The organism is Mucilaginibacter sp. JRF, assembly GCF_015223065.1.
Classification (GTDB): domain Bacteria; phylum Bacteroidota; class Bacteroidia; order Sphingobacteriales; family Sphingobacteriaceae; genus Mucilaginibacter.
Window position 1 is genome coordinate 633,941 of record NZ_JADFBY010000001.1, and the last position, 25,311, is coordinate 659,251.

Here is a 25,311-nt window from a genome sequence, read left to right on the forward strand (position 1 = left end):
TACGAACAATTATTAAGACGATTTGAACAAACGGAGAACAATATTATCCAGCTATTATTGTAGTCCAATTATAAACGTCGCATTACCAATTAAACCATTTTTAAATGAGAAATTTTTATTTACGAACAACTTTGTTGCTCTTGTTTGCTATGGCCGTAAATTTTGCATTTGCGCAATCAGGCAGCATTAGCGGGCAGGTGCTCGATGAAGAAGGCCAGCCACTGCCGGGTGCTTCAGTACTGGCGGGCACGCGCTCTACAGCTACTGATTTAAACGGTAAGTTCAGACTAACAGGTTTGCCGGTAGGAGCAGTTACATTAACAATAAAATTTTTAGGTTACCAGGAGCTGACCCAAAGCGTAACTGCTAATGGCCCGGCAATAACCCTTACCATGAAACCCGCGGGTGCGTCAGCCCTTAATGAGGTTGTGATTATAGGTTACGGCAGCCAGCAAAAAAAGAGTGTAACAGGTGCTATTTCTACCGTTTCATCAAAAGATTTTCAGAAGGGCAGCATTACCACACCCGAGCAGTTAATTGCGGGCAAGGTACCGGGGGTTACCATAACGCCAAATGGTGGCGCGCCTGGCGCGGGTAGTACAATCCGCATAAGGGGTGGTGCTTCGCTTACCGCGAGTAATGATCCGTTGATTGTTATTGACGGGGTGCCGTTGAGCAACAACGCTATATCCGGAGCTTCAAATCCACTTAGTTTGATCAATCCGAATGACATCGAATCATTTACGGTATTGAAAGATGCATCAGCCACCGCTATTTATGGCTCGCGCGCATCAAACGGGGTAATCCTGATCACCACCAAAAAAGGTGCATCGGGTGCGCTTAAAGTAAACTTCAGCTCGCAGTTATCAGCTTACAAAGTGGGCAAAAAGGTTGATGTACTTACTGCCGACCAGTTCAGGGCTTATGTAAACGAAAAAGGCAATGCCGATCAGAAAGCGTTGCTGGGTAAGGCTAATACGAACTGGCAGGATGAAATTTACCAAACCTCATTGGGTACTGATAACAATATCAGCGTAGCAGGTTCATACAAAAATATACCGTACCGCGTATCTGCGGGATACCTTAAGCAAGTAGGCATATTGGTTACCGATAATTTGCAGCGTACAACCGGTGCCATAACCCTTAACCCTAAGTTTTTGGATAACCATTTAAAGATTGATATCAACATAAAAGGCGCTTTGATGGATACCCGCTTTGCTAACCAGGGCGCAATTGGTTCGGCAGTCTTTTTTGATCCGACCCAATCGGTATTCGCTAAAAATACATTCGGCAATTACTTTGAATGGACGAATTTTGACAATGTAGGCAACGCAATTCCAAACCCTAACGCGCCCCGCAATCCTGTAGCCTTGCTGGCACAAAATACGGGTAAAAGCCAGGTAAAAAGGAGCTATGGTAACGCGCAGTTTGATTACAGTATGCATTTTCTGCCTGAACTGCACGCCAACCTAAACTTGGGTTATGATATTTCAAACGGCAAAGGGACTACTTATGTGCCTGCCAACGCGGCGCAAAGCTTTGCTGTGGGTGGTGTAGACAACCGCTATCAGCAGGATGTAACTAATAAGGTTGCGGAGTTTTACCTGAACTATACCAGGGATCTGAAATCAATAAATAGTAACATTAACGCTACTGCAGGTTTTGGATACTATGATTTTTTAACTAAGATATACTATTATCCGAGCTTTAATGCAAACGGGCAGGTAGTAGCCGGTTCGCAACCGCTTTTCCCGTTTGACAAGCCGCAGAATACGTTGATATCATACTACGGCCGTTTAATTTATACCCTTGCCGATAGATATATTTTAGCGGCGTCGGTGCGTACGGATGGATCATCTAAATTCGCGCCCGAGAACCGCTGGGGTGTTTTCCCTTCGGTTGCTTTAACCTGGCGTATCAACGAGGAGTCGTTCCTGAAAGAGTCAAGCACATTAAGCGACCTGAAGTTACGTCTGAGCTATGGTATTACCGGACAGCAGGATGGCATTCCATATTATTCATATCTGCCAACTTACGCGCTTAGCGTTGCATCGGCCAAATATCAGTTAGGCGATACATTTTATAACATGTATGCACCCGCCGCTTATGACAGGTCATTAAAATGGGAGCAAACCGCAACCTATAATGCCGGTGTGGATTTCGGTTTCCTAAACGGGCGTATCAGTGGTGCGGTTGACGTGTATTTTAAAAAGACCAAAGATCTTTTAAATAGGATACCGTCTCCGCTGGGTTCAAACTTCAGTAACTTTATTACCACCAACGTTGGTAATATCGAAAACAAAGGTGTTGAGTTCAGTATCAATGCGTCACCAATAAAAAACAAGGTGTTTAGCTGGGATATGGGTTTCAACTTTACCTATAATAATACCCGCATTACTAACCTTACCGCGGTTAATAATCCAACCTACCCGGGCGACCAGGTGGGCGGTATTTCAGGCGGAACGGGCAATACCGTGCAGATCAACTCGGTTAGTTACAGGCCGCAAACCTTTTACCTGTATCGCCAGGTGTATGATGCCAACGGCAAACCAAAAGAAGGTATTTACGAAGATATCAACGGAGATAACATCATTAACGAGAAGGATCTGTATCGTGTAAAAGCCGCCATGCCGAATTTTATTCTTGGCTTCAGTACACAGCTTAATTACAAAAAATGGTCGCTTTCAACCGTATTGCGCTCAAACCTGGGTAACTATGTGTATAATAATACCAAGGCCAACGTTGGTGTAACACGCAGTATACTTAACCCTGCAGGTTATTTGGGCAACGCAAGCACCGAGATATTCAAATCGGGTTTTGATAATAACCAGTACCTGAGCGATTATTACCTGGAGAATGCTTCGTTCCTGAGAATGGATAACCTCGGTTTGGGGTACAACGCCGGTAAAATATTTGGCGATAAAGTTGGTTTACGCGTTAATGCCAATTGCCAGAATGTTTTTGTGATAACCAACTATACAGGCCTCGACCCAGAGATCGCCAATGGCATTGATAATAACTTTTATCCGCGCCCGCGCACATTCGTTTTAGGTGTTAACCTTGATTTTTAATTACAAACATGAAAGCATTTAAATATATAGCAGGTATAATAATGCTGGCAGCAACGGTGAGCAGTTGCCAGAAAGACCTGGACCGTGTGCCAACAAACGCACTCACAGCTGATAAGGTGTACAGCACACCCGAAGGCTACAAGCAATCGCTTGCGAAAATTTACGGAGCATTTGCGCTTACCGGCAACGGAGGCCCTGACGCCGGTGAAGGAGATATAGCCGGTATTGACCAGGGCACGTCAGACTTTTTACGATTGTTCTGGAACCTGCAGGAGCTTACTACCGATGAAGCCGCGATCGTATGGAACGACCCGGGATTACAGGATTTCCATGTGATGAACTGGACATCAACCAACGTGATGATCCGTGGATTATACAGCCGTTGTTTATATCATATCACGGCGTGTAACGAGTTTATCCGCGAATCGACCGACGATAAGATCGAATCGCGTAACATCAGCGGTGCCGAGGCTGATAATATACGCCGCTACCGTGCCGAAGCACGTTTTTTACGTGCCTTTGAGTATTGGGTGCTGATGGATTTGTTTGGCAACCCGCCGTTTGTAACCGAGAATGACCCGATTGGTAAATTTACCCCATCACAAACTACCCGTGCTAACCTGTTTAACTATATCGAAAGCGAATTAAAAGCAATTGAAGCGGAACTGGTAGCGGCTAAGCAAAACGAGTACGGCCGTGTGGACCAAGCGGCTGCGCAAGCCCTGTTGGCACGTATTTACTTGAATGCCGAGGTATATCTTGGATCAGGCAACAATAAGTATAACGAGGCGATAACTTATGCTGATAAGGTAATTAACTCAGCCTATTCGCTTAACGCATCATACCGTAGCTTATTTTTGGGCGATAATAACGTATCTAATACCGAAACCATTTTTGCTATTGCCTACGATGGGGTAAATTCACAAACCTACGGTGGTACTACTTATCTGATTAACGCTGCGGTAAGCGGCGCGATGGGTCCTGCTACTTTTGGTGTACCTAATGGCGGCTGGAGCGGTATGCGCAGTACACGTAACCTGCCTGAAACTTTTGGCGACTACAGCGGCAATACCGACAAGCGCGCCATGTTTGCAGGTAACAAAATAGAAATGGATGACATTACCATTTTTACTGATGGTTTAGCGGTAGCTAAGTTTAGTAACATTACATCAACCGGCACTACGCCGCCATCACCTAATGGTGTATATGCTTCTACCGATTTCCCATTGTTTCGCCTTGCCGAAATGTACTTGGTATATGCTGAAGCGGTTAAACGCGGCGGCTCCGGCTCTGAGGCCACAGCAATCGGCTATATTAATTTGCTGCGCCAGCGGGCCTACGGTAATAACAGCGGTAACATAAGCAGCTACACACTTAACGATGTGCTTAACGAGCGTACCCGCGAGCTTTACTGGGAAGGCTTCCGCCGGAGCGATCTGATTCGTTACGGCAGATTTACCGGCAGCAGCTACCTGTGGCCATGGAAAGGCGGCGCACGTAACGGGCGTGCAGTTGAGGCGTTCCGTAATCTTTTCCCGCTACCTTCATCTGATGTAAATGCTAACCCTAACCTTGTGCAAAACCAAGGCTATTAAACCTTATTTAAATGAAAACTTATATAATTAAAAGCTTATTTATAGCTATGACCTTGCTGGTAATGCAGGCCTGCAAAAAGGATACGGTGACAGTAAGGTCAGCTGCCGAGGGCACTGCATCAACCCTTAAAGCCAGTGCTACCGATGTGCAATTAAGCAGCGAAAAAGCTGACAATAACGCCGTAACCTTTACCTGGGATAAAGCCGATTATGGCTACAATGCTGCAGTGCAGTACACTTTGCAAATAGACAAAAAAGGCAACAAGTTTGCCGCTGCCCGCGAGTACGCGCTTGATGGTACTGCCGCGTTCGAGCAAAAATTCACCGTTGGTGATTTTAACAATTCACTCGTATTAATGGGTTTTACACCAGGAGCAGCTGCAGAGCTGGAAGTGAGGGTGAAATCAGAATTACGTCCCAATGTGGATACCTTGTTTTCGAATGTGATTGAAATTAAAGCTACGCCTTACGCGGTTATTGTGAACTATCCATCGTTATACGTACCGGCCGCCTACCAAGGTTGGTCTCCTGCGACTGCCGAAAAGGTTGCATCGATATTTGATAACAAAGAGTATGAAGGCTATGTGAATTTTACTGATCCATCTAACCTGATATTTAAATTTACTAACGATGTAAACTGGACAACAACTTATGGATGGGCGAGCAGTACTAACACCGATAGTAAATCCGAAGGTACCTTTGCGTCCGGCGCGAGTGGTAACCTTTTCGTACCTTCAACAGGATATTATATATTAAAAGCCAATACCAAAAATAATACTTGGGAAGCGCAAAAAACCACCTTCGGTATTGTAGGTGATGCTACTCCGGGCGGATGGGATAACGACACCAACATGAGCTTTAATGCAACCACCAAAGAGTGGACGGTAACGGCGAACTTATCGGTAGGTAAGCTTAAATTCAGGGCTAACGGGAACTGGACCATTAATTATGGCGATAACAATCCTGCAAATGGTTTTCTTAAATTAAACGGCGGAGATATCCCAATTACTTCGGCAGGCAGATATGCCATAGTTTTAAACCTGAGCATAGCTGGCAACTACACGTATTCTATCACCAAACTTTAAAATTAAAATGAAAAAGAATTATATACTGACCGTACTGGTATGTGCCTGTTTAATGGCTGGTTGCTCTAAGGATATAAGCGCGCCGCAGTTTCCGGATGAGCCCATAAACGCAGGTTTTGCCAAAGGTGCTGATGTAAGTTGGGTAAGTGAAATGGAGGATGACGGTATCAAGTTTTATAATAATGCCGGTGCCGCGCAGGATTTGTTTACCATTTTGAAAGGCAAAGGCATGAACTCAATCCGTTTGCGTGCGTGGGTAAACCCAACCAATGGTTACAATAACACAGCCGATATGGTAGAAAAAGCAGTACGTGCTAAAAACGCGGGTTACCGCGTTATGCTCGATCTGCACTACAGCGATATATGGGCTGATCCGAGTAATCAAAACAAACCTGCCGCCTGGACTAACCTGAACTTTGTGGCTCTTAAAACCACCGTTAATACTTATACCGTTGGCGTAATGAATGCACTAAAGGATAAGGGCATTACACCTGAATGGGTACAGGTAGGCAATGAAACTAACGACGGCATGCTGTGGAATGATGGCAAAGCGTCAGTAAACATGAAGAATTTTGCAGAGCTGGTAAACGCCGGGTACGACGCGGTAAAATCTATTAGCAGCAGCAGTAAGGTTATCGTCCATCTGTCAAACGGTTATGATAATGGTTTATATCGTTGGATGTTTGACGGCCTTAAAGCCAATGGCGCCAAGTGGGACGTGATAGGCATGTCGCTTTATCCAACAGCGTCAACATGGCAAAGTCTAAATAAACAGTGTCTTGCTAATATGAACGATATGGTTGCCCGTTACGGAAGCGAAGTTATGCTGTGCGAAGTAGGTATGCCCGCTACCGAAGCCGCTGCATCAAAAGCGTTTTTAACCGACATTATTTTGAAAACTAACAGTGTTGATGGTAAAAAGGGTCTTGGCGTGTTTTATTGGGAGCCCCAGTCATATAACGATTGGGAAGGCTATAAGCTTGGTGCTTTCGATACCAGCGGGAAGCCAACTATCGCATTAGATGCATTTTTGACCGAAAAATTTTAATTGATGAAACTACTCTTGCTAACAGGCTTCATGCTGCTTTTTGCCTTGCCTGGATTTACCCAGCGGAATGCTGACGGTAAAAGGGGCAATGAAATTTATATTGACGGCAAAGGTATCATACGGCACTCCGTAAACGATAAAGAAGCCGCTTTTTTTGGTGTTAACTATACTTTGCCGTTTGCTTACGGGTACCGCTCGCACAAAATACAAAGCATCAATATGGAGCAGGCTATTGATAGAGATGTATATCACTTAGCGCGGCTGGGTGTTAACGCATTCCGTGTGCATGTATGGGACACCGAGATCAGCGACTCGTTAGGTAACCTGAAGCAAAACGAGCATTTACGCCTGTTTGATTATTTGCTGGCCAGGTTAGAGGAGCGGGGCATACGCATTATTATTACCCCGATAGCCTTTTGGGGTAATGGTTATCCTGAACGGGACGAACGTACCGGTAGCTTTAGCGATGTATATGGAAAAGACGGAGCGCTTGTACAGGAAAAAGCCTACGTGGCCCAGGAGCGTTACCTGAAGCAGTTTTTCAGTCATGTAAATTCTTATACCGGAAAAACCTATACTAAGGATGCGTTTATAGTTGCCACTGAAGTAAATAACGAGCCGCATCATAGTGGGCCAAAGGCCCGGACTACCGAATATGTAAACCGTATGGCAGCTGCTATAAAGAGTACCGGCTGGACAAAGCCCGTATTCTACAACATCAGCGAATCGCCATGGTATGCTGATGCGGTAGCCAAGTCGGTTGCTGATGGTTTTAGTTTTCAGTGGTACCCTACGGGCTTAGTTGCCGGGCATCAGCATAGAGGAAATTTACTGCCGCATGTTGATCATTATATTATTCCGTTTGATACCATCCCGGAGTTTAAGAATAAAGCCCGGATGGTATACGAGTTTGATGCGGGCGATGTAATGCAGCCGTATATGTATCCAGCTATGGCGCGGAGTTTTAAAAAAGCCGGTTTTCAATGGGCAACACAATTCGCATATGATCCATTGGGCAACGCATTCGCCAATACCGAATATCAAACACATTACCTTAACCTGGCTTATACGCCCTCAAAAGCCATTAGTCTTCTCATAGCCGGTAGGGTATTCCGCTCGGTGCCTGTGTTTAAATCATACGGTAAATTTCCTACTGATACCTTGTTTGGGACGTTCAGGCTTAGCTATAAAAATCAACTAAGCGAGATGAACAGCGATACTGAGTTTTACTACTCCAACTCAACTGACACGAAACCTGTAAAGCCATCAGCTTTGGCGCATATTGCGGGTATTGGTTCATCGGCAGTAGTTAAATATAATGGTACGGGTGCTTATTTTTTAGACAGGCTGCCCGATGGAAGCTGGCGCCTGGAGGTGATGCCAGATGCTGTTCCGGTGAGCGATCCGTTCGCTAAGGCATCACTATCCAAGCATGTTACCCGCATTTTTAGCAACGAAAGGCAAATGACAATTAAGCTTCCCGGTTTGAGCAAGGGCATAAGCGTTACACCGATCAATGCGGGTAATTCATACATTCCAAAGATTACAGCGGCGGCTTTCAGTATCAAGCCGGGCACTTACGTTGTTACAGCATCCGGTAAATCTTACAAAAGCAGCAACACACTTGTTAACGGCAATATTAAGCTTAATGAGTTTGTAGCACCTCCGGATGATAGCCTAAAAGTTGAGGTAGATCATCAGGCTTACTGCAGTGTTGCAGGTAATATACCATATAAAATAAAAGCTGTTGTAGCCGGAGTATCTGAAGGTGACAGTGTTCAGATACTGGCAAACCTATTAACCGGTGCCTACCGCGTTATCCATATGCAGCAAACCGGCTCTTATATTTTTGAAGCTATGCTGCCTGCCGATTTATTGAGGCCGGGTTTACTGCAATACCGAATAGTGGTCACACAGAAAGGTAAGAGACCGGTTATATTTCCGGGTTGTCAATCCGGAGATCCATTTGCCTGGGATTATATCAACCAAAAGTATTATCAAACCATTATATCCGCTCCGGGCAGCATAGTTAAACTTTACAATGCCGAGCGAGACGTAGACAACGTGATCGTTTATTCGCCCGAGTGGAAAACCGACAGCTATGAGTATGTAACGAATAAAGATGGTAATCTGGCCATTAGCCTAAACCACAAACCAAGCAATAATGAGTTGGGCGGATTAGAACTTTTTGTTAAAGATGAAATTTTAACAAATGCCGCTAATCTGGGTCAATTTAGTTTTATAACCGTAAAAGCAGAAGGTAACATGTCGGCAAAAATTGTATTAATTGATGCTGAGGCAAATGCTTGGAGTGCCGCTATTAATATTGGGAATGGGATAGTCAAGGTGCCGCTTAGTGCTTTCAAACCCGATTCCTTGGTATTGTTGCCCCGTCCGTATCCAGGCTTCCAAAGCCTGCGGTTTAAATCGGCAGCGATATCAGACTTTTCTTTGTTGAATGTAGAACAGATCCAGCTTTTGCTCACTGGCGATAACGCTAAGGCATATAATACAATAATAGAAGGCATAAGCCTCGAAACCAAATAATATTAAACTAATGAATATCGTGTACCGCGGCTTGGGCTGCCTGTTTTTGCTTCTTGTATCCATACAACTTTTTGCGCAATCTCCACGCAAGCGGCAATTATTTAATGAGGGTTGGAAATTTCACCTTGGGCATGCTTCCAATGCTGAGAAAGATTTTAACTATGGTTTATCAAACATCTTTGCAAAAACCGGCAGGGCCGAAAAAACAGCCATAGCGGTTGATTTTAATGATGATGAATGGCGAACAGTACAAATACCACATGATTGGGCTGTAGAATTGCCCTTTGCTTACAAGGATAACGATGATTTGAAAGACCATGGGTACAAGACCCTTGGTGGTTTATTCCCTGAAAACAGCATTGGCTGGTACCGAAAAAAATTTCGTGTAACCTCAACTGATTCAGGTAAGCGTTTCAGTATTACCTTTGATGGGATTTTCAGAGATGCTAAAGTTTGGCTTAACGGGTTTTATATTGCCGCTAACCAAAGTGGTTATGTTGGTTTCACCGTTGATGTTACAGACTACATCGACTTTAAAAAGGATAACATACTGGTTGTTCGCGCTGATGCCACACAGTCTGAGGGGTGGTTTTACGAGGGTGCAGGTATGTACCGCAAAGTTTGGCTGAATACATACGATAATTTGCATGTGACAGATGACACATTTGTGCATAGCATTACCCAGGCAGATGGCACGGCGATGATAACTATTGCGGCCAATATCGAAAATGTTGGTTTGCGAGCTACCGAAGCAACGTTTTACGCATTAGTTAAAGACCGTTCGGGTAAAGTTGTTGCTAAAACTGCGGGGCAACGCTTAAACGTAAATAACAACGACATAGCGCCGGTTAAACAGGAAGTTTTGATTAATAAGCCCGTCTTGTGGTCAATTGAGCAGCCGTACCTTTATAACGTAGAAACCGTGGTTAAGCAAGGTGATACCGTGGTTGATAAACGCGATGTACGATTCGGCATCCGCAGTATTGATGTAAGAGCCGATGGTGTTTACCTTAATGGTAAGCATATAAAGATAAAAGGCACCAATAATCATCAGGATCACGCCGGCTTGGGCAGTGCTTTGCCTGATTATTTGCAATATTATCGCATTAGCTTGTTAAAGGAAATGGGATCTAACGCGTACAGAGCAAGTCACCATGCGCCCACGCCGGAGCTGCTTGAGGCTTGTGATAGCCTGGGTATGTTGGTGCTCGACGAACAACGTTTACTGAACAGCAGCCCGGAATATATGGATCAGTTTGAGCGATTAATAAAGCGCGACCGTAACCATCCGAGTGTTTTCCTCTGGTCGATTGGTAATGAGGAAGGGTATGCGCAGATAAACGGTTTTGGTAAACGTATTGCGCAAACTCTGCTGGCAAAGCAAAAGCAACTTGACCCAACACGTACAAGCACTTACGCGGCTGATCTTGCTAATGTATTTATAGGTGTTAATGAAGTTATACCGGTGCGCGGCTTTAACTATCGGCAGTTTGCAGTGGCCGATTATCATAAAGACCATCCGCAGCAGCCTATAATAGGTACAGAAATGGGTAGTACGGTAACCACACGTGGCATTTACGTAAAAGATACCGTCAGTGCTTATCTCCCGGATCAGGATATCACCGCGCCATGGTGGGCCAGTACGGCTGAACAATGGTGGCCTCTTGCTGCAGAAAATGATTTTTGGCTGGGTGGGTTTATATGGACAGGTTTTGACTATAGAGGAGAGCCGACGCCATATAAGTGGCCCAATATCAGCTCACATTTTGGTGTAATGGACGTTTGCGGATTTCCTAAAAATATTTATTATTACTACAAATCTTGGTGGAAAGATGAGGACGTTCTTCACATTTCTCCACACTGGAATTGGCATGGTAAAGAAGGGCAGAACATTGATGTTTGGGTAAACTCTAATGCTGATAATGTCGAATTGTTTTTGAACGGTAAAAGCCTCGGAAAAAAGGACATGCCACGCAACAAACATTTACTATGGAGCGTCGCATATAGCACAGGTACGCTCAAAGCAGTGGGTTATCGTAATGGTAAAAAGTTGCTGACCGAAATTAAAACTACCGGTAAGTCTTATAAATTAAAGCTTACTCCTTCCAAAAAATTATTGTTGGCTGATGGGCGGGACGCGGTTGTTGTCAATGTATCTGTGGTAGACAGGTATGGAACAGAGGTGCCCGACGCTTTCAACGAGATCAATTTTAATTGTACCGGAGATGTAGGCATAATTGGCGTTGGTAACGGCGACCCGAGCAGCCATGAAAATGACAAAATACATAATGGGGTCTGGAGACGAAGACTCTTCAACGGCCGTTGTCAGGTAATACTTCAAGCAGGCAAACAAGCCGGAATTGCAGCTTTGAAAGCTGTATCTGATCGCCTCATTAGCAGCGAACAAGTTTTTGAACTTAAGTGAAACAGGAGGTTAAATATAAAAGGTTTATCATCTCAAAACTAAACAGTTCAGGCAACGATTGAGTTTACAGGTTGTTCACATTATGAAAGTATTTGTAAGTTATCCTGTTAGATTTGGTAAATAGTCTTTTCATCCGATATGTATTACAGTGAGCGATCTATTTATTGCATTGTTTATTTGTAGGAGAAAAAGCACCATCTACATATTGCTATAACGGCCTATTTGTTGGAACTTGTAATTACCTTAAGTTAAATAAGTCAGAGCAAAATTAATCGAATAATGGTGTACTATCTCGATCTAATCCTCTATAGCATGATCTGCCGGAACAGCCTCGCCATTCCATATTTTTTTAGCTGTCCAATCAGCATCCTTATCTATCCAAAAAGCATTGTTAGCGGGCAAACCCAATATCAGGAATGCTTCTGAACACAGGTATAAACTCCCTGTTGAAATGTATCCCTCACCAATATCAGCCTGATGGCCATATAAGCCTATTTGCAACCATCCCTTATTATCAAAAGTGCCCGGGGCTTCTATTTGTCGCCTGATAACGGTGTATAAGGCCGATCTTACCTGTGCAGGTTTTATATCAGCGGGTAACGCACCAAGCTGTGCAACCTTAGCCAATAATTGAAATGCACCAAAGCGATAAGCCAGCGATCTGCCTATGGGCGGGTAAGTTCCCTCCGGTGATATCAATCGTTCCTGAATAGCGGAATATCGCTGCGCCCGTTTTAATATATGTTGGTAGTTAGCGTGGCGGGCATTGGTTTTGTCATTATCTGCCAAAACCTGAGTTACTTCAAGCAACATGGGTTGTATCACAAAACTGTTGTAATAATCCCAATGAAAGGCCGGGCCATCGCCATAAGCACCATCGCCTTTGTACCACAACTCGTGTGATCTGAGCGCGTAATCAATTCGCATACCATCGCACTCACCAGTAAACTTTAATAATGCAGCCTCAATCTCGGCACTAAACAACAGCCAATTGCTATAACCCGGTGTTATAACGCGGGTTGATTTAAGGGCTGTAATTACATTGGTTTTGGTACGGGTATCCAGCCTACCCCAAAGTTGGTTTGGCGAGCGCAATAATGCCTGGGCCAAAAAGGCAGCATCAACCAGCGCCTGACCGCCTTTATTAAAATTCATAAAGTCTGCCGCCTGCGGGTTGGTAGCATTGTGGATACCGGCTAATGATAGTTTAATATATTTCTCACGCAAGCGCCCCTCCGGTGTGTCATCGGGTCCCAGCTCCAACCAGGGTGCCATACCGGCCATCAAACGGGCAAAAGCTTCCAGGTGCGAAAACTCCGCACGCCCTGTGCTTTTAGCCTCAACCGGCATCAGGGCGTGCAGTTTATTTTTACTAAGCGCGTTAAGTACCGGGTTGGCTATTTTGGTTAGTGTTTGCACTAAAAACTTACGCTGGGCTATGCCTCCCGTGTCTGTAGCTGATACAGTCGCTCCACGCACCGCCATAATGGGCAAACATTGAAAAACCAAACTCAATAGCAAACCGATACCTGATAAACGCTTAATCATTATTAGTTGTTAAGGCTTAAAAATAGTTTATTTTTTGTTAGCACGTCAGACAGTTCGTTGAACAAGTAACACACACGGCTTACTATGACTTCTATGTAAAGATCCATAAACAAATAAAGGCAAAAGGTAAGCTTGGGTACATAGCGACAAATTTGAGAGATTGACATGGTATGACTAATGATTTCTTAGAATGATCGTTACGATAAATTGTTAAAAAGGCTGATACTATATGATGAAACGCGGCAATAATATCATTGGTGGCATTACCAGCTCCGTTGCTCTCAAATAACACCAACCGTTTAGTAAAAGAACCGGATCATGGGGCGCCCTGTCTTACTCTGGCTAATAAAGAAGCTTTGTCAAAAAAAATATGGTTTTAATCACCGTTTCGCCAAGACTTATTCTTTACGATGCTTGCCGCAGACTTATTGAGTAATGCTTTTTACTATAGCCTGACTGGCTACACAAAATGGAGTATCTGCCATTAATTGGCACGGCGAACAGATTACTGGCGGGGTAGCGGCTTTAACACTGAACAAACTGCAAGCTTTAAAATGGCGCACTGTAACCTGCACCTGTAAACTAAATATTTACCGTAGCCTCGTATGTGATTGGCGGCTTGATAGCGGGTTCTGCAATTGAAGTATTACGTAATAAAAACTTAAATGAGCAGGATATATAAAGAGTTTGGCCCTTTTTATGTTTCCAGTTCTTCATAGGCCCTGCATATATAGAATCGGGTACTGCTTACTGCCACCTTTGTAATTGACATAATGCAGTGTCTGCCTTCTGAAAAGAACTGCCTTGGCTGTGGCGCGGATCGCTGTATGTGAGCAATTGTGTTTGCGACATTTGACGCGTGAATCGAATGGTCATAGCCTCGATGAGCCTGGTGGACACTTTATGGCACTTGCCGACATACCAATGTACGCCGGCAAGTGCAGGTTGTAATCGATACAATAATGCAAATTAGCTTTATGTAAACTGAGTTCAAAATGTTACCGGACTGCATGCCCGGTAATCGGCTAAATCTTTTACAGGTAACTTATGAATAAAACAACCAGGCTATTTAAAAAACTTTATTAACTCTTCCATAGTAATTTCCTGGGACGGCCGGAATTTTTCGGAACCTGCGTATTGGATGAGGCTGCGTTTCAACTGTCTTGCTGCCGGACGGTTATCCAAATCATGCTGAATGTCCATAGTGCAAAGTAATAGCTTGCCATTACCCGTTCTGAACTCCATCAGTAAACCAAGGTGCCGGTTTCGAAAAAAGTTATCTATCACCCGCACAATAGGGTCCTGCCGGGTAACAGATCCGTCGAACTGTACGGAGCGTGATCGGGTTACAAGATCCCACCACTGCCAGTCGCTGTAAGTACTGGTCGGAAAGTCCGTCAGCGCCGGATGCTGATCGTTGATTAGCAGACCAATACTGCCGGGCTGATCCGGAAAGTGTACTGAGCTCCAGAACACCGGCGCGAACCAGCCGTCGATGCCTTTTATATGAGCGGTATCGGGGTTTAACACAACGGTCTTACCGGCCCTGAGTAATTGCACCGCTGAATCAACGGCAGTGGTAAATTCTACGTCAGCTACATTCGTTTCCGGTTGAACAGGGTAAACCCATATCTTCCGCTGGTTGCGGTACCCCGATTTGGCCAACTTTAAAGTTACGGTTAGTTCTTGTGCACGGTGTATGCTACGCAGTGGTACGATAAATTTGCCAAGCGAGCGGCCATTTCCTCCGGGCAATTCTTTAGTACCAAGGGTTCCCTTAAAAAGCGTTTTGTTGTCCTGAGTGGAATCGTCCATAATAGTTCATCCTTTAGTGCCTTGTTCAGGTAGTTAGCGATCTCAGCGGTCGCTTCAAAGGGTTCAGTATTAGTATAACTGGCTTTGTCAAAGCGGAGCAGCGGAACGACCGGTCCGCAAAACTGACGGAAGGCTTCTGGTTGGATGATGCCTTTACTCTCCCAAAAAGCGTTCAGTATACCTACTAATGCAGTGCCCTGTCCCGGAAAGTCATGCAGGTCCAACAATTGAAACCCGCCAACACCTGGTGTTTTCAGTGCTCGCTCGATCTCCTCCTTATATAAATTAGCCGACAACTTACCGCTGGCTTTCAGATAGGGGGCAGCTAATCCAAGCATTCCCTTTTTGCGCAGATCATGACGGACCGCTGAAAAATTGGCTGGTACCAGCACTCCGGTATATTTTTCGATCTCCTTCAGATCAGGGTATACGGAATATTGACCGACCTCATGGATTACCAGCGGGACGGTAGTGCCAGAAACTGCTTTACCATAGTCTGTCTTAAAGTCGGGCGGGTTCGTATTGAAGATACCTTGTCCGCGTACCCAGCCCTTATCGGTATACTGGGTGATAAAAAAGTCATCCGCAGGTTCCGGCAATTTGCCATGACCTTTCTGAAAGCTGAAGGTGGTGGTTGTATAAAGGTGGCGATTATCTTGTTGCTTTAGTTTTTTAACCAGATTCCCTAACCAAGCAAAATCGCCTTCCAGTTCGTTTCCCATGCTCCAAAAACAGAAAGACGGGTGATTACCATAATTCTTGATCATCTGCTGTGCCTCATCCTCCAGATACCGAAGGGTAGCGGTATCTTCACCCACCTTAAACGACCAAAGCGGAAGCTCCACATGCAGGTAAATGCCCAATGAATCTGCAACCCTGAAGGCGGCCTCCGGTGGGCACCAAGAGTGGAAGCGTAAGTGATTTAGACCGTATTGTTTTGCTGCGATGAAGACTTTTAGCCAACCTGCACGTTCCATGGGCGGATGGCCTTGTATTGGGAAAATGTTGCATTCCAGCGTTCCTCGCAAAAATAGCGGACGTCCGTTGATATTCAGGTTGCTACCTTGCGCGGCAAGTGTTCTGAAGCCAAATTGCTCTGTCCTGCTATCCAATACTTTGCCGTCACGGTCGGTCACCTCGAACGTCCACGTATAAACATTGGGGTTAAACTCATCCCATTCCTTTACCTGGGGCAGATTAACCTTGGCCTGCTGTACGGTTCCGGATCTTAACGGAACTCTTGGAGATGATTTAACCGTTTTACCTGCCAGAAAGATCCTGTGCTGTAAATAAAGATCACCGGGCGGACGGGAGGCCAGTTGTATGGCCGCCGTAGCTGTTTTGCCAGTAAGTGAAGCTGTAACGTCGATCTGTGCGAAGGTTGCATAACCTTTATCGCTGATTTCCATGCGGCCGATGACACCGTTCCAGATGATCTGCGTACCGTCGGTATATGCATGCGCAAAATCATTAAAACTGATATCGTGCTGTTTTCTGTTATCAATCCTTAGCGTGATCACATGTTTTCCCGGCGATAGTTTGCCCAAGGAGAAATGCTGCGGGGCGATCAGGCTTTCGGCCGAACCGGCTGGCTTGCCGTCAATCCAGCAGTTTGTTTTCCATATCACCCGTTCGAGCAGTAGCTGCGCATTTGCCATTCCTTTGCCGATAGTTATCGATCTTTGATACCAGACCGGACCTGTATACCTGACCCGGCGCGAAAGGCGGAGCATGATGTCTTTGGACAACACACTCGTATCCGTATTTACCGGTTCACCAATATGCACGTCATCCAGTGTTCCCGGAAGCTTGATCACCCGGGTGAATCGCTGATTGAACCACTTGCCGGCGACCCCCCGGTCTGTAGAGTCCAACTTGCTCGTCCAGCTACCGGCCAGGGAAACGGGAGCACGCTGCGCATGGGTATAAAAACAGGCTGACAATAGCATAGCCAGCAAAAGTGCTTTTTTCATGAGTTATATTTTATTGATAGCTACCCGTTATCGTCGTAACTGACTTGCCTTCCAAAACGATATCATAGTGTTGCTTACCTTCTTTTGCAGGCTCTTCGAAGCGCTGGTTGTGTAAGATATCATATCCTGACCGGGTTTGAAATTAGTTATATCAAATTGATAGGTTTTGCTGTTGCCCGTCATGTTGATCAGCACGACCGCAAACTGCTTTTTACCGGCGTCCTTATAGGCAGATACCATAAATGAATCGGCAGCGGCAGCCGGATCGTTAACATCACTTAGCGATGCATTTACTCGCATCATACCGGGTCTGATAAAGCGCGAATAATTTCCGAGGCACCATAGTTGCTTAGAATCGCTGACAATACCATCTGTCTTCATCGCGGCCAAATCATAGCCGCCTGCAGGATCGTTAATATATACCAGCCCGTCACTGTAGTTGTAGGTATCTACCGCCAACCACCACTGCCAGGAGGTCACATTGGCGATGGTCAGGTCATGATGGATAACCTTGGCTACGTATAAGCCATAATCTATGCCTGTGTTTTTGGGATACCCACTGAGTTGCCCGCAAATGTCTCCCAGGATGCCAAACTCCGATTGCCACATTTGTAACGATGGATCTACCGCGTTTTTTTTGTTAAAGGCGTTGGTGCGATAGGTGATCAGGTCATTATTAGGACAGGTGGTGAAATAGCTATGCGCCGAGATCAAATACTCCATCGACGGAACGCTGCCGACGTAATTGGCCGAATTAGCGTTGAAGAATTGGTTGATCTGATCACCCCGGCCGTCGCTGTTATTGCCATCAAGTGAGTTCCACTGGTTCGCTTCGCCCAGGGCAATCGTTGTTGCTAAACCTGCTGCTTTTATTTTTGGGCCTAACAGCCGGATGAATGCAGCGATCTCTGCATTGGTTGCACCGGTACCTTCCTGGCTCGGCTTTTCGCCCCAGTTCCATTGCGGCTCGTTGAATGGGCTGAGGTAATTGAAAGGGGTTCCGGAGGACGCAAAATGTTTAGCCACACTGACCAGGAAATTTGTCTGCGCCTTGTACCGCTTCTACCAGGGTATGTAAAGCAACTTTCGATTCCACTTACGATCCGAATACGGCAAGCAGCTACAACGATGCGATCAGCCACGCTGTTTCCATTGATGTAGCGAATGGTTTTAGCAATTAAGTTTTGTAAGGCCATCTTAAGTAAAAGATGGCCTTTGCATTTTTTTGAGATATACCTGCCCATTTATAAGTATTTCAACCAGCGGATCAATGATTTGGAATATAGTGACTAAATTTAGAAGAAGTCCTGGCCGAGTGACTGATGTTTAGAGAAAAGTGTCATCAAACTTTTAGTCTGGTTGCTTTTTTGCCGGTTATCGGCCGAGATTGCTCCAGTTGTTGTTTTGCGGATTGACATCCGCATCGAAATCATTACCAAGGGATATCCTTTCCACCTCCTCGGTGGCTTTGAATGGTACGACGAACTTAACACGGTTCTGTGACCATATCTCCGCCGTTCTTGTTATATTGAGCTTTCGGCCACTTTTTAAAAGCACTGTTAAATGAACTGGCACAGGAGCGGTGCCGACATTAGTGACTGTGATCCGATAGCTTAGACCATAACGTTGAACGTTGCTGATAGCGAGATCGGGAATGGCCTTTTCAAAGTACCATGCCTTCCAAAACCAATTCAGATTTACACCAGCCCCTGCGTTCATGCTGTTAAAAAAATCGAAAGGGGATGGATGTTTTCCCGCCCATGAGCGTATGAAGTGACGTGTAGCTTCCGAAAACTTCCGTTCGCCCAACATTTCTCTGAGGTAGAAAAGGGCAAGCGCAGGTTTAAGGTCCTTATCAGCAAAACGCGCTTTGCCGTAAAGTTGGGCAGTGGGTGTCATTACAGCTACATCCTCTGCAAGGCCTGCATAGTCATTTACTGAACTCAGATCATATTTTAATTCAACATCAGGATCCAACAAAGGGTGGAACAGAAATTCCGTCATCGTTGCCCAGCCTTCGTCCATAAAAGAATACTTGGTTTCGTTTGTGCCTACGTAAAATGGAAAGAGTGTATGAAAAACTTCGTGCGCGGTAAATTCCACCACATCCTTTGGGTCTTCAAAAGGCATGTTATTAACCATCATCGGATACTCCATCGCATCTAAACCATCAAAAATGGTCATGTGCGCATATGGAAAAGGTACGCCCGGAAAATGATAACTCATTTGCTGCACGGTTTGCCTGATATACCTAGTTACCGGAAGATAGGTATGGTGTTTTGGGTTGAATACGGCGTCAACACGGGCTCGCCGCCCGGTGCTTGCATCAACCTTTAGGCTTGATGATTTCCAAACGTAATGATCGCTAACCGCAAAGGCAAAATCGGTTACATTGGTTACTTTAAATTTCCAGGTATTGAGTTTACGGTCTTTAGTGATATGCCCGCGTTCAATATCAGCACTGCTGATAATATCTATAATACTGTCCTGCAACTCTGCCTTTGCAATACGAGCAGCAAACGCCGGTTCATATACCTCTGTCGTGTTTTTCAGATCACCGGTTGCCCATACCTGGTAATTGCCGGGTACAGTAATGCTTACGTTAAAGCTGCCATAATCATTATAAAACTCTTCCTTGCCCATGTAAGGGTATTCATTCCAGCCGTCAATATCATCATACACAGCCACCCTTGGAAAACAGTAAGCCACAAAGCAGGCTCCTTTTTCTACCTGGCCTGTGCGGTTAAACGATGTTGCATTGAGCCGGTAAGTGTAGGATATCTTGATAGAGGTGTGTTTGCCCGGTGCTATCTTTAAGCCGCGGATGTACATATTGGTACCATTGACACGCCGGCGAGCGCTATCGATCAATGAGTCATCAATGGTCATAGCGCTTATCTTAACGCCGGGACCCAAGTCTGAACCTGCTACTACCGTATTCCTCATAGCATTAGTTTTATATAAATTAGGGTATAGCTTAAACAGCATCATGGAAAGCGTATCTGGACTATTATTGATGTATACAATCTCCGCTTCCCCGGTCAGTTCGAGGGTTTTAGGATCGAAATGAATATCAAGCTTATAATCAGCCGAGTTTTGCCAATAGTTTTTACCCGGGACACCTGTTGTGGTCCGTGTTCCCTTTTTTACCCCCTTTTGCGTATTTCGGTCTAAAGGCAACATTTGCCCGAGACAAACGTGGCCGTAAAAAGTAATGAATAAGAGCAGTATAGAAAATGATTTGAAGTAAATATTAGATGCTTTGAATGAAGACGATTCTGAGTTCATGAGATATAGTTAGGGGCCATGGATTATTGACAGTTCCGCGTGCAAATGTATTGTAACCCGTTATTATTCTATAATGCAATTTGATCAAAGATTTAGGTTTGGATTAAGTATATGGTATTATAAACTGGCAATAGTAACCGCGTCGTTACAACACCTCTATTATAGCGGTGATCCCAAATTCTTCCATGCGGGTTATTATATTATCCGAAGGCAAGATGGTTTCGGGAAGATAAAGACCGCCTGCCGGGATGCCGAGACGATCACCTAAACCGAGTATTCTTTCAGTTATCAGAAAAATACCGACGGCGGTGAGGTGGCCGTAACCCTTGGGGTCGGAAATGATCGTACGTAATTTGCCTTTCTCTCCGGATAACAAAACGCCTTCTATATCTATATACAGATCATGCGATGCGGCAAGACCGTTATGACTACCTATAGATTCACCTGTGGCAAAATCGAAACGCACATTCGGAGAATTGGTGATGGCAGCTAAACTCGGTACATCCAGAGTACCCATTGGGTAACCGGTAACTTGCGTGCCGTCCTTTAAAAGAAAAAGCCTCGGGTTTTCTTTAGCATCAACAAACAACCACTTTCCCTGATCACATAATAAGGCGTTACCAACAAAATTTTTGACCTGCTTTGCCACCATTGGTCCGATGGGATCCCGCTCGTCATACAAGCCTGCAGTTTCTATTCGGGTTATCTCGCTAAACTTTGTCGAAACCTGTTTGGCTACCAATGTTATTATTCCTGCCTGCCAATGGCTCGCTAATACGATAGGTGCCGGGAAAGCTTTATGTAGTGATCGACATAATATCGGTGAAATATCTTCAGCCATCTCAGTTATCGTGATGCAGGCAAATCCATTTAAAATGGCTGCCTCCTGCAATACGTTGCTACGATCCTCTGTTGCTGCAATGACCAGATCGATAGCGCCATATTGTTCCTTTTTAAACCTTGCTTTTAGATCAAGATGGGCGGTTTTTGCATTTCCCAGCTCCCGGGCTAACTGTTCTCCATGCTGCGGAGTTCTGCCCGCCAGGATAAGTTCAACATCCTTATAATGCTTTCTGATGAGGCGGGCGGCGTTACTTCCTACTAATCCGTAACCGCCGGCAATTAAAATGCGTTTTTTCTTAATTTCCATATCGTTAGATTGATCATAGATAAAAGCTCATCCGACCTCAACACCGGCCGAATGAGCATTGTTCGCTTATTGTTTTTTTAAAGATGAACAGATACAAGAAGCATCAGAAACATCTTACTTAAAAAATGTTTGCTTAGCTGTTGAAGCATACTGCTACAAAATTTTAAGACGAACGTCCTTCCCATAAGTTTACCTCACCAAGACGGTCAGCACCCTGGGTATCTATCATCCATCCCGGATATTCAGGCGGCAAGGTGCTCACCTCATCCAGTTGTCTGATCTCAGCTTCAGATAACTGTAATTCAATAGCCGCAAGATTATCCTGCAGTTGCTCGTTACGTTTTGCACCTATAACTATAGCTGTAACCACCTTTTTTGATAACAACCACGCCAGCGCGACACGGGCAGCGCTGCAATTATGTGCTTTTGCGATTGGAGCAATAACATCTAATATATTCCAGGCTCTTTCCTTATCAACGATAGGAAAATCAAAGCCCGACCTTCTGGAGTTTTCGGGATTTTGGTTCTCCCTGCTGAACTTGCCTGAAAGTAAGCCACCTGCCAGCGGACTCCAAACCATCAGACCCATTTTTTCATCTTCCAGCAATGGAACGATCTCGCGCTCCAGATCTCTGCCGGCGATGGAATAATAGGCTTGCAGCGAATCAAACCGGGCCAGGTTTTTTGCGGAAGATATCCCCAGTGCTTTTGCAATTTTCCAGGCCTGCCAGTTTGAGCAGCCTATATAACGTACTTTACCGGAACGAACCAGGTCATCCAATGAACGCAGGATCTCCTCGGTCGGCGTAAGGATATCGTTCGCGTGGATCTGGTATAGGTCTATGTGATCTGTTTGCAGGTTTTTTAAGCTGGCTTCAATACCATCCATGATATGCTTTCGTGATGCACCTACATCATTCCGGCCGGGCCCCATACGGGAATAAACCTTTGTAGCAATAACGACGTCTTTTCTGGCTATATTCAGATTTTTGAAAGCCTGACCGAGTGTCCGCTCGCTTTCACCTGCAGAGTACACATCCGCGGTGTCAAAAAAGTTAATGCCTGCATCAAATGAATTTTTGATCAGCTGGTCGGCATCGGTTTGGCCAACGTTGCCAATATGTTCATAAATACCCGTACCCGGTCCCATGGTCATGGTGCCCAAACAAAGCCGCGATACCAGCAGCCCTGTGTTCCCTAATGTTTTGTATTCCATTTTATTTTTTTGAGTAATAAATAATAACTCAAAGTTAAGGTGGGTGAAAAAAACTCAAGCTGCGGTAATCAAACCATAAACTGCAAAAATCAAACCCTGTGAGAATACAGACAAAAAGTCTAAGGTGTTTCGTATTCGCAACTTTCGGTTTGATTTGTGCAGGTGATGACAGTTATGGCGTTTTTACTTTTGTAGGTGACATGCATAGGTTCAAATCCTGATGTAAAGGTTGTTCAACTATATAGTATATAAATTAAGAACATGAATATAAACGAAGCTAAAGTAATTGTAACCGGAGCAACCGGTGGAATAGGTTATGAAACAGCAAAAGCACTTCGCAGCTTAGGAGCCGAAGTAGTTATTTGCGGCAGAGATACCGAAAAGGTAATTAAAGCCGCTGATGAACTTAATGTTTATGGCATTGTAGCGGATGTAAGTAACGAAACAGAAATAGCAAATCTGTTCAGTTTTGCCATGCAGAAAATGGGCGCTGTCAGTGTACTCATTAATAACGCCGGGATCGGCCGGTTTGCTTCCCTGACAGATACTACCGAAGAAGACTTTCAACAGGCTTGGGAAACAAATGTAAAAGGCCTGTTTTTGGCAGGTAAAGAAGCTGCAAAACATTTTATCGCGCAAAAGCATGGCAACATCATTAATATAGGGTCAACGGCCTCTCTTAGGGGTTATGCAAATGGCTCTGCCTATGTGGCCAGCAAATTTGCAGTATCCGGACTTACAGAATGTTGGCGCGCCGAGTTACGTCCGCATAACATCAGGGTGATGCAAATTAACCCAAGCGAAGTAATTACTGATTTTATTGCCAAAGCGGGAATGGAGGTTCAGAATGAAGAACGGAAATTGAAGGCCTCAGATGTGGCACATGTAGTGGTAACCATGCTGGGCATGAATGATGTTGGCTTTATACCGGATGCGTCGGTGTGGGCCACCAATCCATGGTGAGTAAAAATTAAATAAAGGATTATGGGAGCTTTAGCAGAACTTGAAAAACATGCCTGGATGCCCGATCATTTGCAGAGGGAGATGGGCCATTTCAATGTTTTTACAATACGTAATACACCCGGCAATTATATTAATTGCCAGCCATATAACCGGAAAGGGTTTTATAAGATCAGCCTGCTTAACGGGCATACGCGTTTATTTTACGCCGATAAGGACCTGGAATTTAAACAGAGCGCCTTGCTTTTTTCAAACCCATATGTGCCGTATTCATGGGAGCATTTAGGTAATGAACAAACGGGGTTTTTCTGCATATTCACAGAAGCTTTTTTTGACGAGCACCATCAGGTGAAGCAATACCCGGTCTTTAAACCTGGCGCCAATGCCTTATTTGAGCTATCTGCCGCGCAGGTGAGTGAGATCAGCAGCATATTTCAGCGTATGCAGGAAGAAATTGATACGGACTTCGTATACAAATATGATATTCTACGCAACCTTACGCTTGACCTGATCTATAAGGGACTTAAAATGCAACCTGCAGAGAGCCGGCCAAACTCTGAATCGAATGGATCGTTAAGGGTTGCGGCTCTGTTTACCGAACTGCTGGAACGGCAATTCCCTATTGAATCGCCGGGTCAGCGTATACGGCTAAGGTTTCCTGCAAAATATGCCGACCATCTTTCTGTACACATCAATCACCTTAACCATTCCTTGAAAAAAGTGACAGGGCAAACCACATCGCAACTCATCGCAGCAAGATTAATGCAGGAAGCACGAATACTTTTGCAACATACCGATTGGAATATCTCGGAAATAAGCTGGTGCCTGGGATTTGAAGAGTTGCCTCACTTCATTAACTTTTTCAAAAAGAATGAGGTTTTAACGCCGAAGCATTTTCGTAATTACCATTGACTAACTTCAAAATTACCATGAGAATAAAGGAGTTCATTAAAACCTTTATTTTCATGGTATACCTTAACAATTCTAAAATATCTTTTTCCTTATCCGGCTTAAAGTTTCGGGCTTAATGCCCAGGTAAGAAGCAATGTGATGCTGGGGTATCTCCGCGATAATATTAGGATGCTCGGTAAAAAGGTTGAGGTAGCGTTGCTTAGGCGTATCATAAATAAATGAAACCTGCCGTTTAATACTTGCGCGCAATGAAGCTTCGTAAATAAGAAAAAAGCCCTTTAGCAGGTTAGGGTATTTAAATGCCAATTTTTCTACCTCGAAAAAATCAGCCTCGAAACATACCGAATCTTTCATTGCCTGGGCATTCGAAAGTCCGGGCGAACTATCTCTTACAGAATCCAGATCGGCGAGCATGTATGGATTGAAGAAAAAGTTAGACGTATGTTCCTCTCCATCATTCATATAGTAGCAACGCAGCGCACCCGAGTGCAGGAAATATAAACTTTTTATGGGCTCTCCCTCCCGGTAAAGGTGATCCCATTTTTTCACCTTTACTACGCGGAATAAATTAGCATATTCATTAAATTCTTCTTCACTTACGGGCGACATGAAGTTTGTGAATGCCCTTAAAGATTCTCTTATTTCCTGATCTTCCATAAGCTCAAAATTATGATTAAG

Annotated in this window: 16 protein-coding genes; 8 read left to right on the forward strand and 8 right to left on the reverse strand. The window is 44.7% G+C overall.

Going from position 1 to position 25,311, the window contains the following annotated elements:
• The first annotated feature begins 104 nt into the window (after positions 1 to 104).
• The 6 genes from IM792_RS02475 to galA are packed head-to-tail and all read left to right on the forward strand — an operon-like array spanning position 105 to position 11,771.
• Positions 105 to 3,071, forward strand: a complete 2,967-nt coding sequence (locus tag IM792_RS02475; protein WP_194100085.1) for a TonB-dependent receptor — start codon at positions 105 to 107, stop codon at positions 3,069 to 3,071.
• A gap of 8 nt (positions 3,072 to 3,079) precedes the next feature.
• Complete coding sequence (locus IM792_RS02480) at positions 3,080 to 4,666, forward strand: RagB/SusD family nutrient uptake outer membrane protein (protein ID WP_194100086.1); 1,587 nt, start codon at positions 3,080 to 3,082, stop codon at positions 4,664 to 4,666.
• Positions 4,667 to 4,677: 11 nt separating this feature from the next.
• Entirely contained in the window at positions 4,678 to 5,751 is a 1,074-nt protein-coding gene (locus IM792_RS02485; RefSeq protein WP_194100087.1) for a SusE domain-containing protein, read from the forward strand.
• 7 nt (positions 5,752 to 5,758) lie between these two features.
• Positions 5,759 to 6,799, forward strand: coding sequence for a glycosyl hydrolase 53 family protein (locus IM792_RS02490; RefSeq protein ID WP_228084900.1), 1,041 nt, complete (start codon positions 5,759 to 5,761; stop codon positions 6,797 to 6,799).
• A 3-nt stretch (positions 6,800 to 6,802) separates the two neighbouring features.
• A complete protein-coding gene (locus IM792_RS02495) occupies positions 6,803 to 9,346 on the forward strand; it encodes a cellulase family glycosylhydrolase (protein ID WP_194100088.1) in 2,544 nt (847 codons plus the stop codon).
• 10 nt (positions 9,347 to 9,356) lie between these two features.
• Positions 9,357 to 11,771 carry a beta-galactosidase GalA gene (gene galA / locus IM792_RS02500; protein WP_194100089.1) on the forward strand — a complete coding sequence of 805 codons (2,415 nt, stop codon included), beginning with the start codon at positions 9,357 to 9,359 and terminating at the stop codon, positions 11,769 to 11,771.
• A 297-nt stretch (positions 11,772 to 12,068) separates the two neighbouring features.
• Here the strand turns inward: galA and IM792_RS02505 are convergent, their stop codons facing one another.
• The 7 genes from IM792_RS02505 to IM792_RS02535 form a co-directional block, all read right to left on the reverse strand.
• Complete coding sequence (locus IM792_RS02505) at positions 12,069 to 13,319, reverse strand: DUF2264 domain-containing protein (RefSeq protein ID WP_228084901.1); 1,251 nt, start codon at positions 13,317 to 13,319, stop codon at positions 12,069 to 12,071.
• Between the two features lie 1,065 nt (positions 13,320 to 14,384).
• Positions 14,385 to 15,074: a hypothetical protein gene (locus tag IM792_RS02510; RefSeq protein WP_194100090.1), complete on the reverse strand. Its 690-nt coding sequence runs from the start codon at positions 15,072 to 15,074 to the stop codon at positions 14,385 to 14,387.
• Positions 14,999 to 17,107 carry a glycoside hydrolase family 2 TIM barrel-domain containing protein gene (locus tag IM792_RS02515; protein ID WP_194100091.1) on the reverse strand — a complete coding sequence of 703 codons (2,109 nt, stop codon included), beginning with the start codon at positions 17,105 to 17,107 and terminating at the stop codon, positions 14,999 to 15,001. The genes IM792_RS02510 and IM792_RS02515 overlap by 76 nt, the downstream gene beginning before the upstream one ends.
• A 27-nt stretch (positions 17,108 to 17,134) precedes the next feature.
• Entirely contained in the window at positions 17,135 to 18,133 is a 999-nt protein-coding gene (locus IM792_RS02520) for a glycoside hydrolase (RefSeq protein ID WP_194100092.1), read from the reverse strand.
• A gap of 348 nt (positions 18,134 to 18,481) precedes the next feature.
• Complete coding sequence (locus IM792_RS02525) at positions 18,482 to 20,395, reverse strand: M1 family metallopeptidase (protein ID WP_194100093.1); 1,914 nt, start codon at positions 20,393 to 20,395, stop codon at positions 18,482 to 18,484.
• Positions 20,396 to 20,540: 145 nt separating this feature from the next.
• Positions 20,541 to 21,545, reverse strand: coding sequence for a hypothetical protein (locus IM792_RS02530; protein ID WP_194100094.1), 1,005 nt, complete (start codon positions 21,543 to 21,545; stop codon positions 20,541 to 20,543).
• Between the two features lie 163 nt (positions 21,546 to 21,708).
• A complete protein-coding gene (locus tag IM792_RS02535; RefSeq protein ID WP_194100095.1) occupies positions 21,709 to 22,761 on the reverse strand; it encodes an aldo/keto reductase in 1,053 nt (350 codons plus the stop codon).
• A gap of 261 nt (positions 22,762 to 23,022) precedes the next feature.
• Between IM792_RS02535 and IM792_RS02540 the strand changes: the two genes are divergently transcribed.
• Positions 23,023 to 23,724: an SDR family oxidoreductase gene (locus IM792_RS02540; protein WP_194100096.1), complete on the forward strand. Its 702-nt coding sequence runs from the start codon at positions 23,023 to 23,025 to the stop codon at positions 23,722 to 23,724.
• 21 nt (positions 23,725 to 23,745) lie between these two features.
• A complete protein-coding gene (locus tag IM792_RS02545) occupies positions 23,746 to 24,633 on the forward strand; it encodes a helix-turn-helix transcriptional regulator (protein ID WP_194100097.1) in 888 nt (295 codons plus the stop codon).
• Between the two features lie 72 nt (positions 24,634 to 24,705).
• Here IM792_RS02545 and IM792_RS02550 read toward each other — a convergent pair whose 3' ends face one another.
• Positions 24,706 to 25,290 (reverse strand): Crp/Fnr family transcriptional regulator, encoded by a 585-nt coding sequence (locus IM792_RS02550; RefSeq protein WP_194100098.1) that lies wholly within the window; start codon positions 25,288 to 25,290, stop codon positions 24,706 to 24,708.
• Between the last annotated feature and the right edge of the window lie 21 nt (positions 25,291 to 25,311).

Coding starts and splice junctions, on each gene's coding strand:
- IM792_RS02475 (WP_194100085.1), top strand. CDS start 105: ATGAGAAATTTTTATTTACGAACAACTTTGTTGCTCTTGTTTGCTATG.
- IM792_RS02480 (WP_194100086.1), top strand. CDS start 3,080: ATGAAAGCATTTAAATATATAGCAGGTATAATAATGCTGGCAGCAACG.
- IM792_RS02485 (WP_194100087.1), top strand. CDS start 4,678: ATGAAAACTTATATAATTAAAAGCTTATTTATAGCTATGACCTTGCTG.
- IM792_RS02490 (WP_228084900.1), top strand. CDS start 5,759: ATGAAAAAGAATTATATACTGACCGTACTGGTATGTGCCTGTTTAATG.
- IM792_RS02495 (WP_194100088.1), top strand. CDS start 6,803: ATGAAACTACTCTTGCTAACAGGCTTCATGCTGCTTTTTGCCTTGCCT.
- galA (WP_194100089.1), top strand. CDS start 9,357: ATGAATATCGTGTACCGCGGCTTGGGCTGCCTGTTTTTGCTTCTTGTA.
- IM792_RS02505 (WP_228084901.1), bottom strand. CDS start 13,319: ATGATTAAGCGTTTATCAGGTATCGGTTTGCTATTGAGTTTGGTTTTT.
- IM792_RS02515 (WP_194100091.1), bottom strand. CDS start 17,107: ATGAAAAAAGCACTTTTGCTGGCTATGCTATTGTCAGCCTGTTTTTAT.
- IM792_RS02525 (WP_194100093.1), bottom strand. CDS start 20,395: ATGAACTCAGAATCGTCTTCATTCAAAGCATCTAATATTTACTTCAAA.
- IM792_RS02530 (WP_194100094.1), bottom strand. CDS start 21,545: ATGGAAATTAAGAAAAAACGCATTTTAATTGCCGGCGGTTACGGATTA.
- IM792_RS02535 (WP_194100095.1), bottom strand. CDS start 22,761: ATGGAATACAAAACATTAGGGAACACAGGGCTGCTGGTATCGCGGCTT.
- IM792_RS02540 (WP_194100096.1), top strand. CDS start 23,023: ATGAATATAAACGAAGCTAAAGTAATTGTAACCGGAGCAACCGGTGGA.
- IM792_RS02545 (WP_194100097.1), top strand. CDS start 23,746: ATGGGAGCTTTAGCAGAACTTGAAAAACATGCCTGGATGCCCGATCAT.
- IM792_RS02550 (WP_194100098.1), bottom strand. CDS start 25,290: ATGGAAGATCAGGAAATAAGAGAATCTTTAAGGGCATTCACAAACTTC.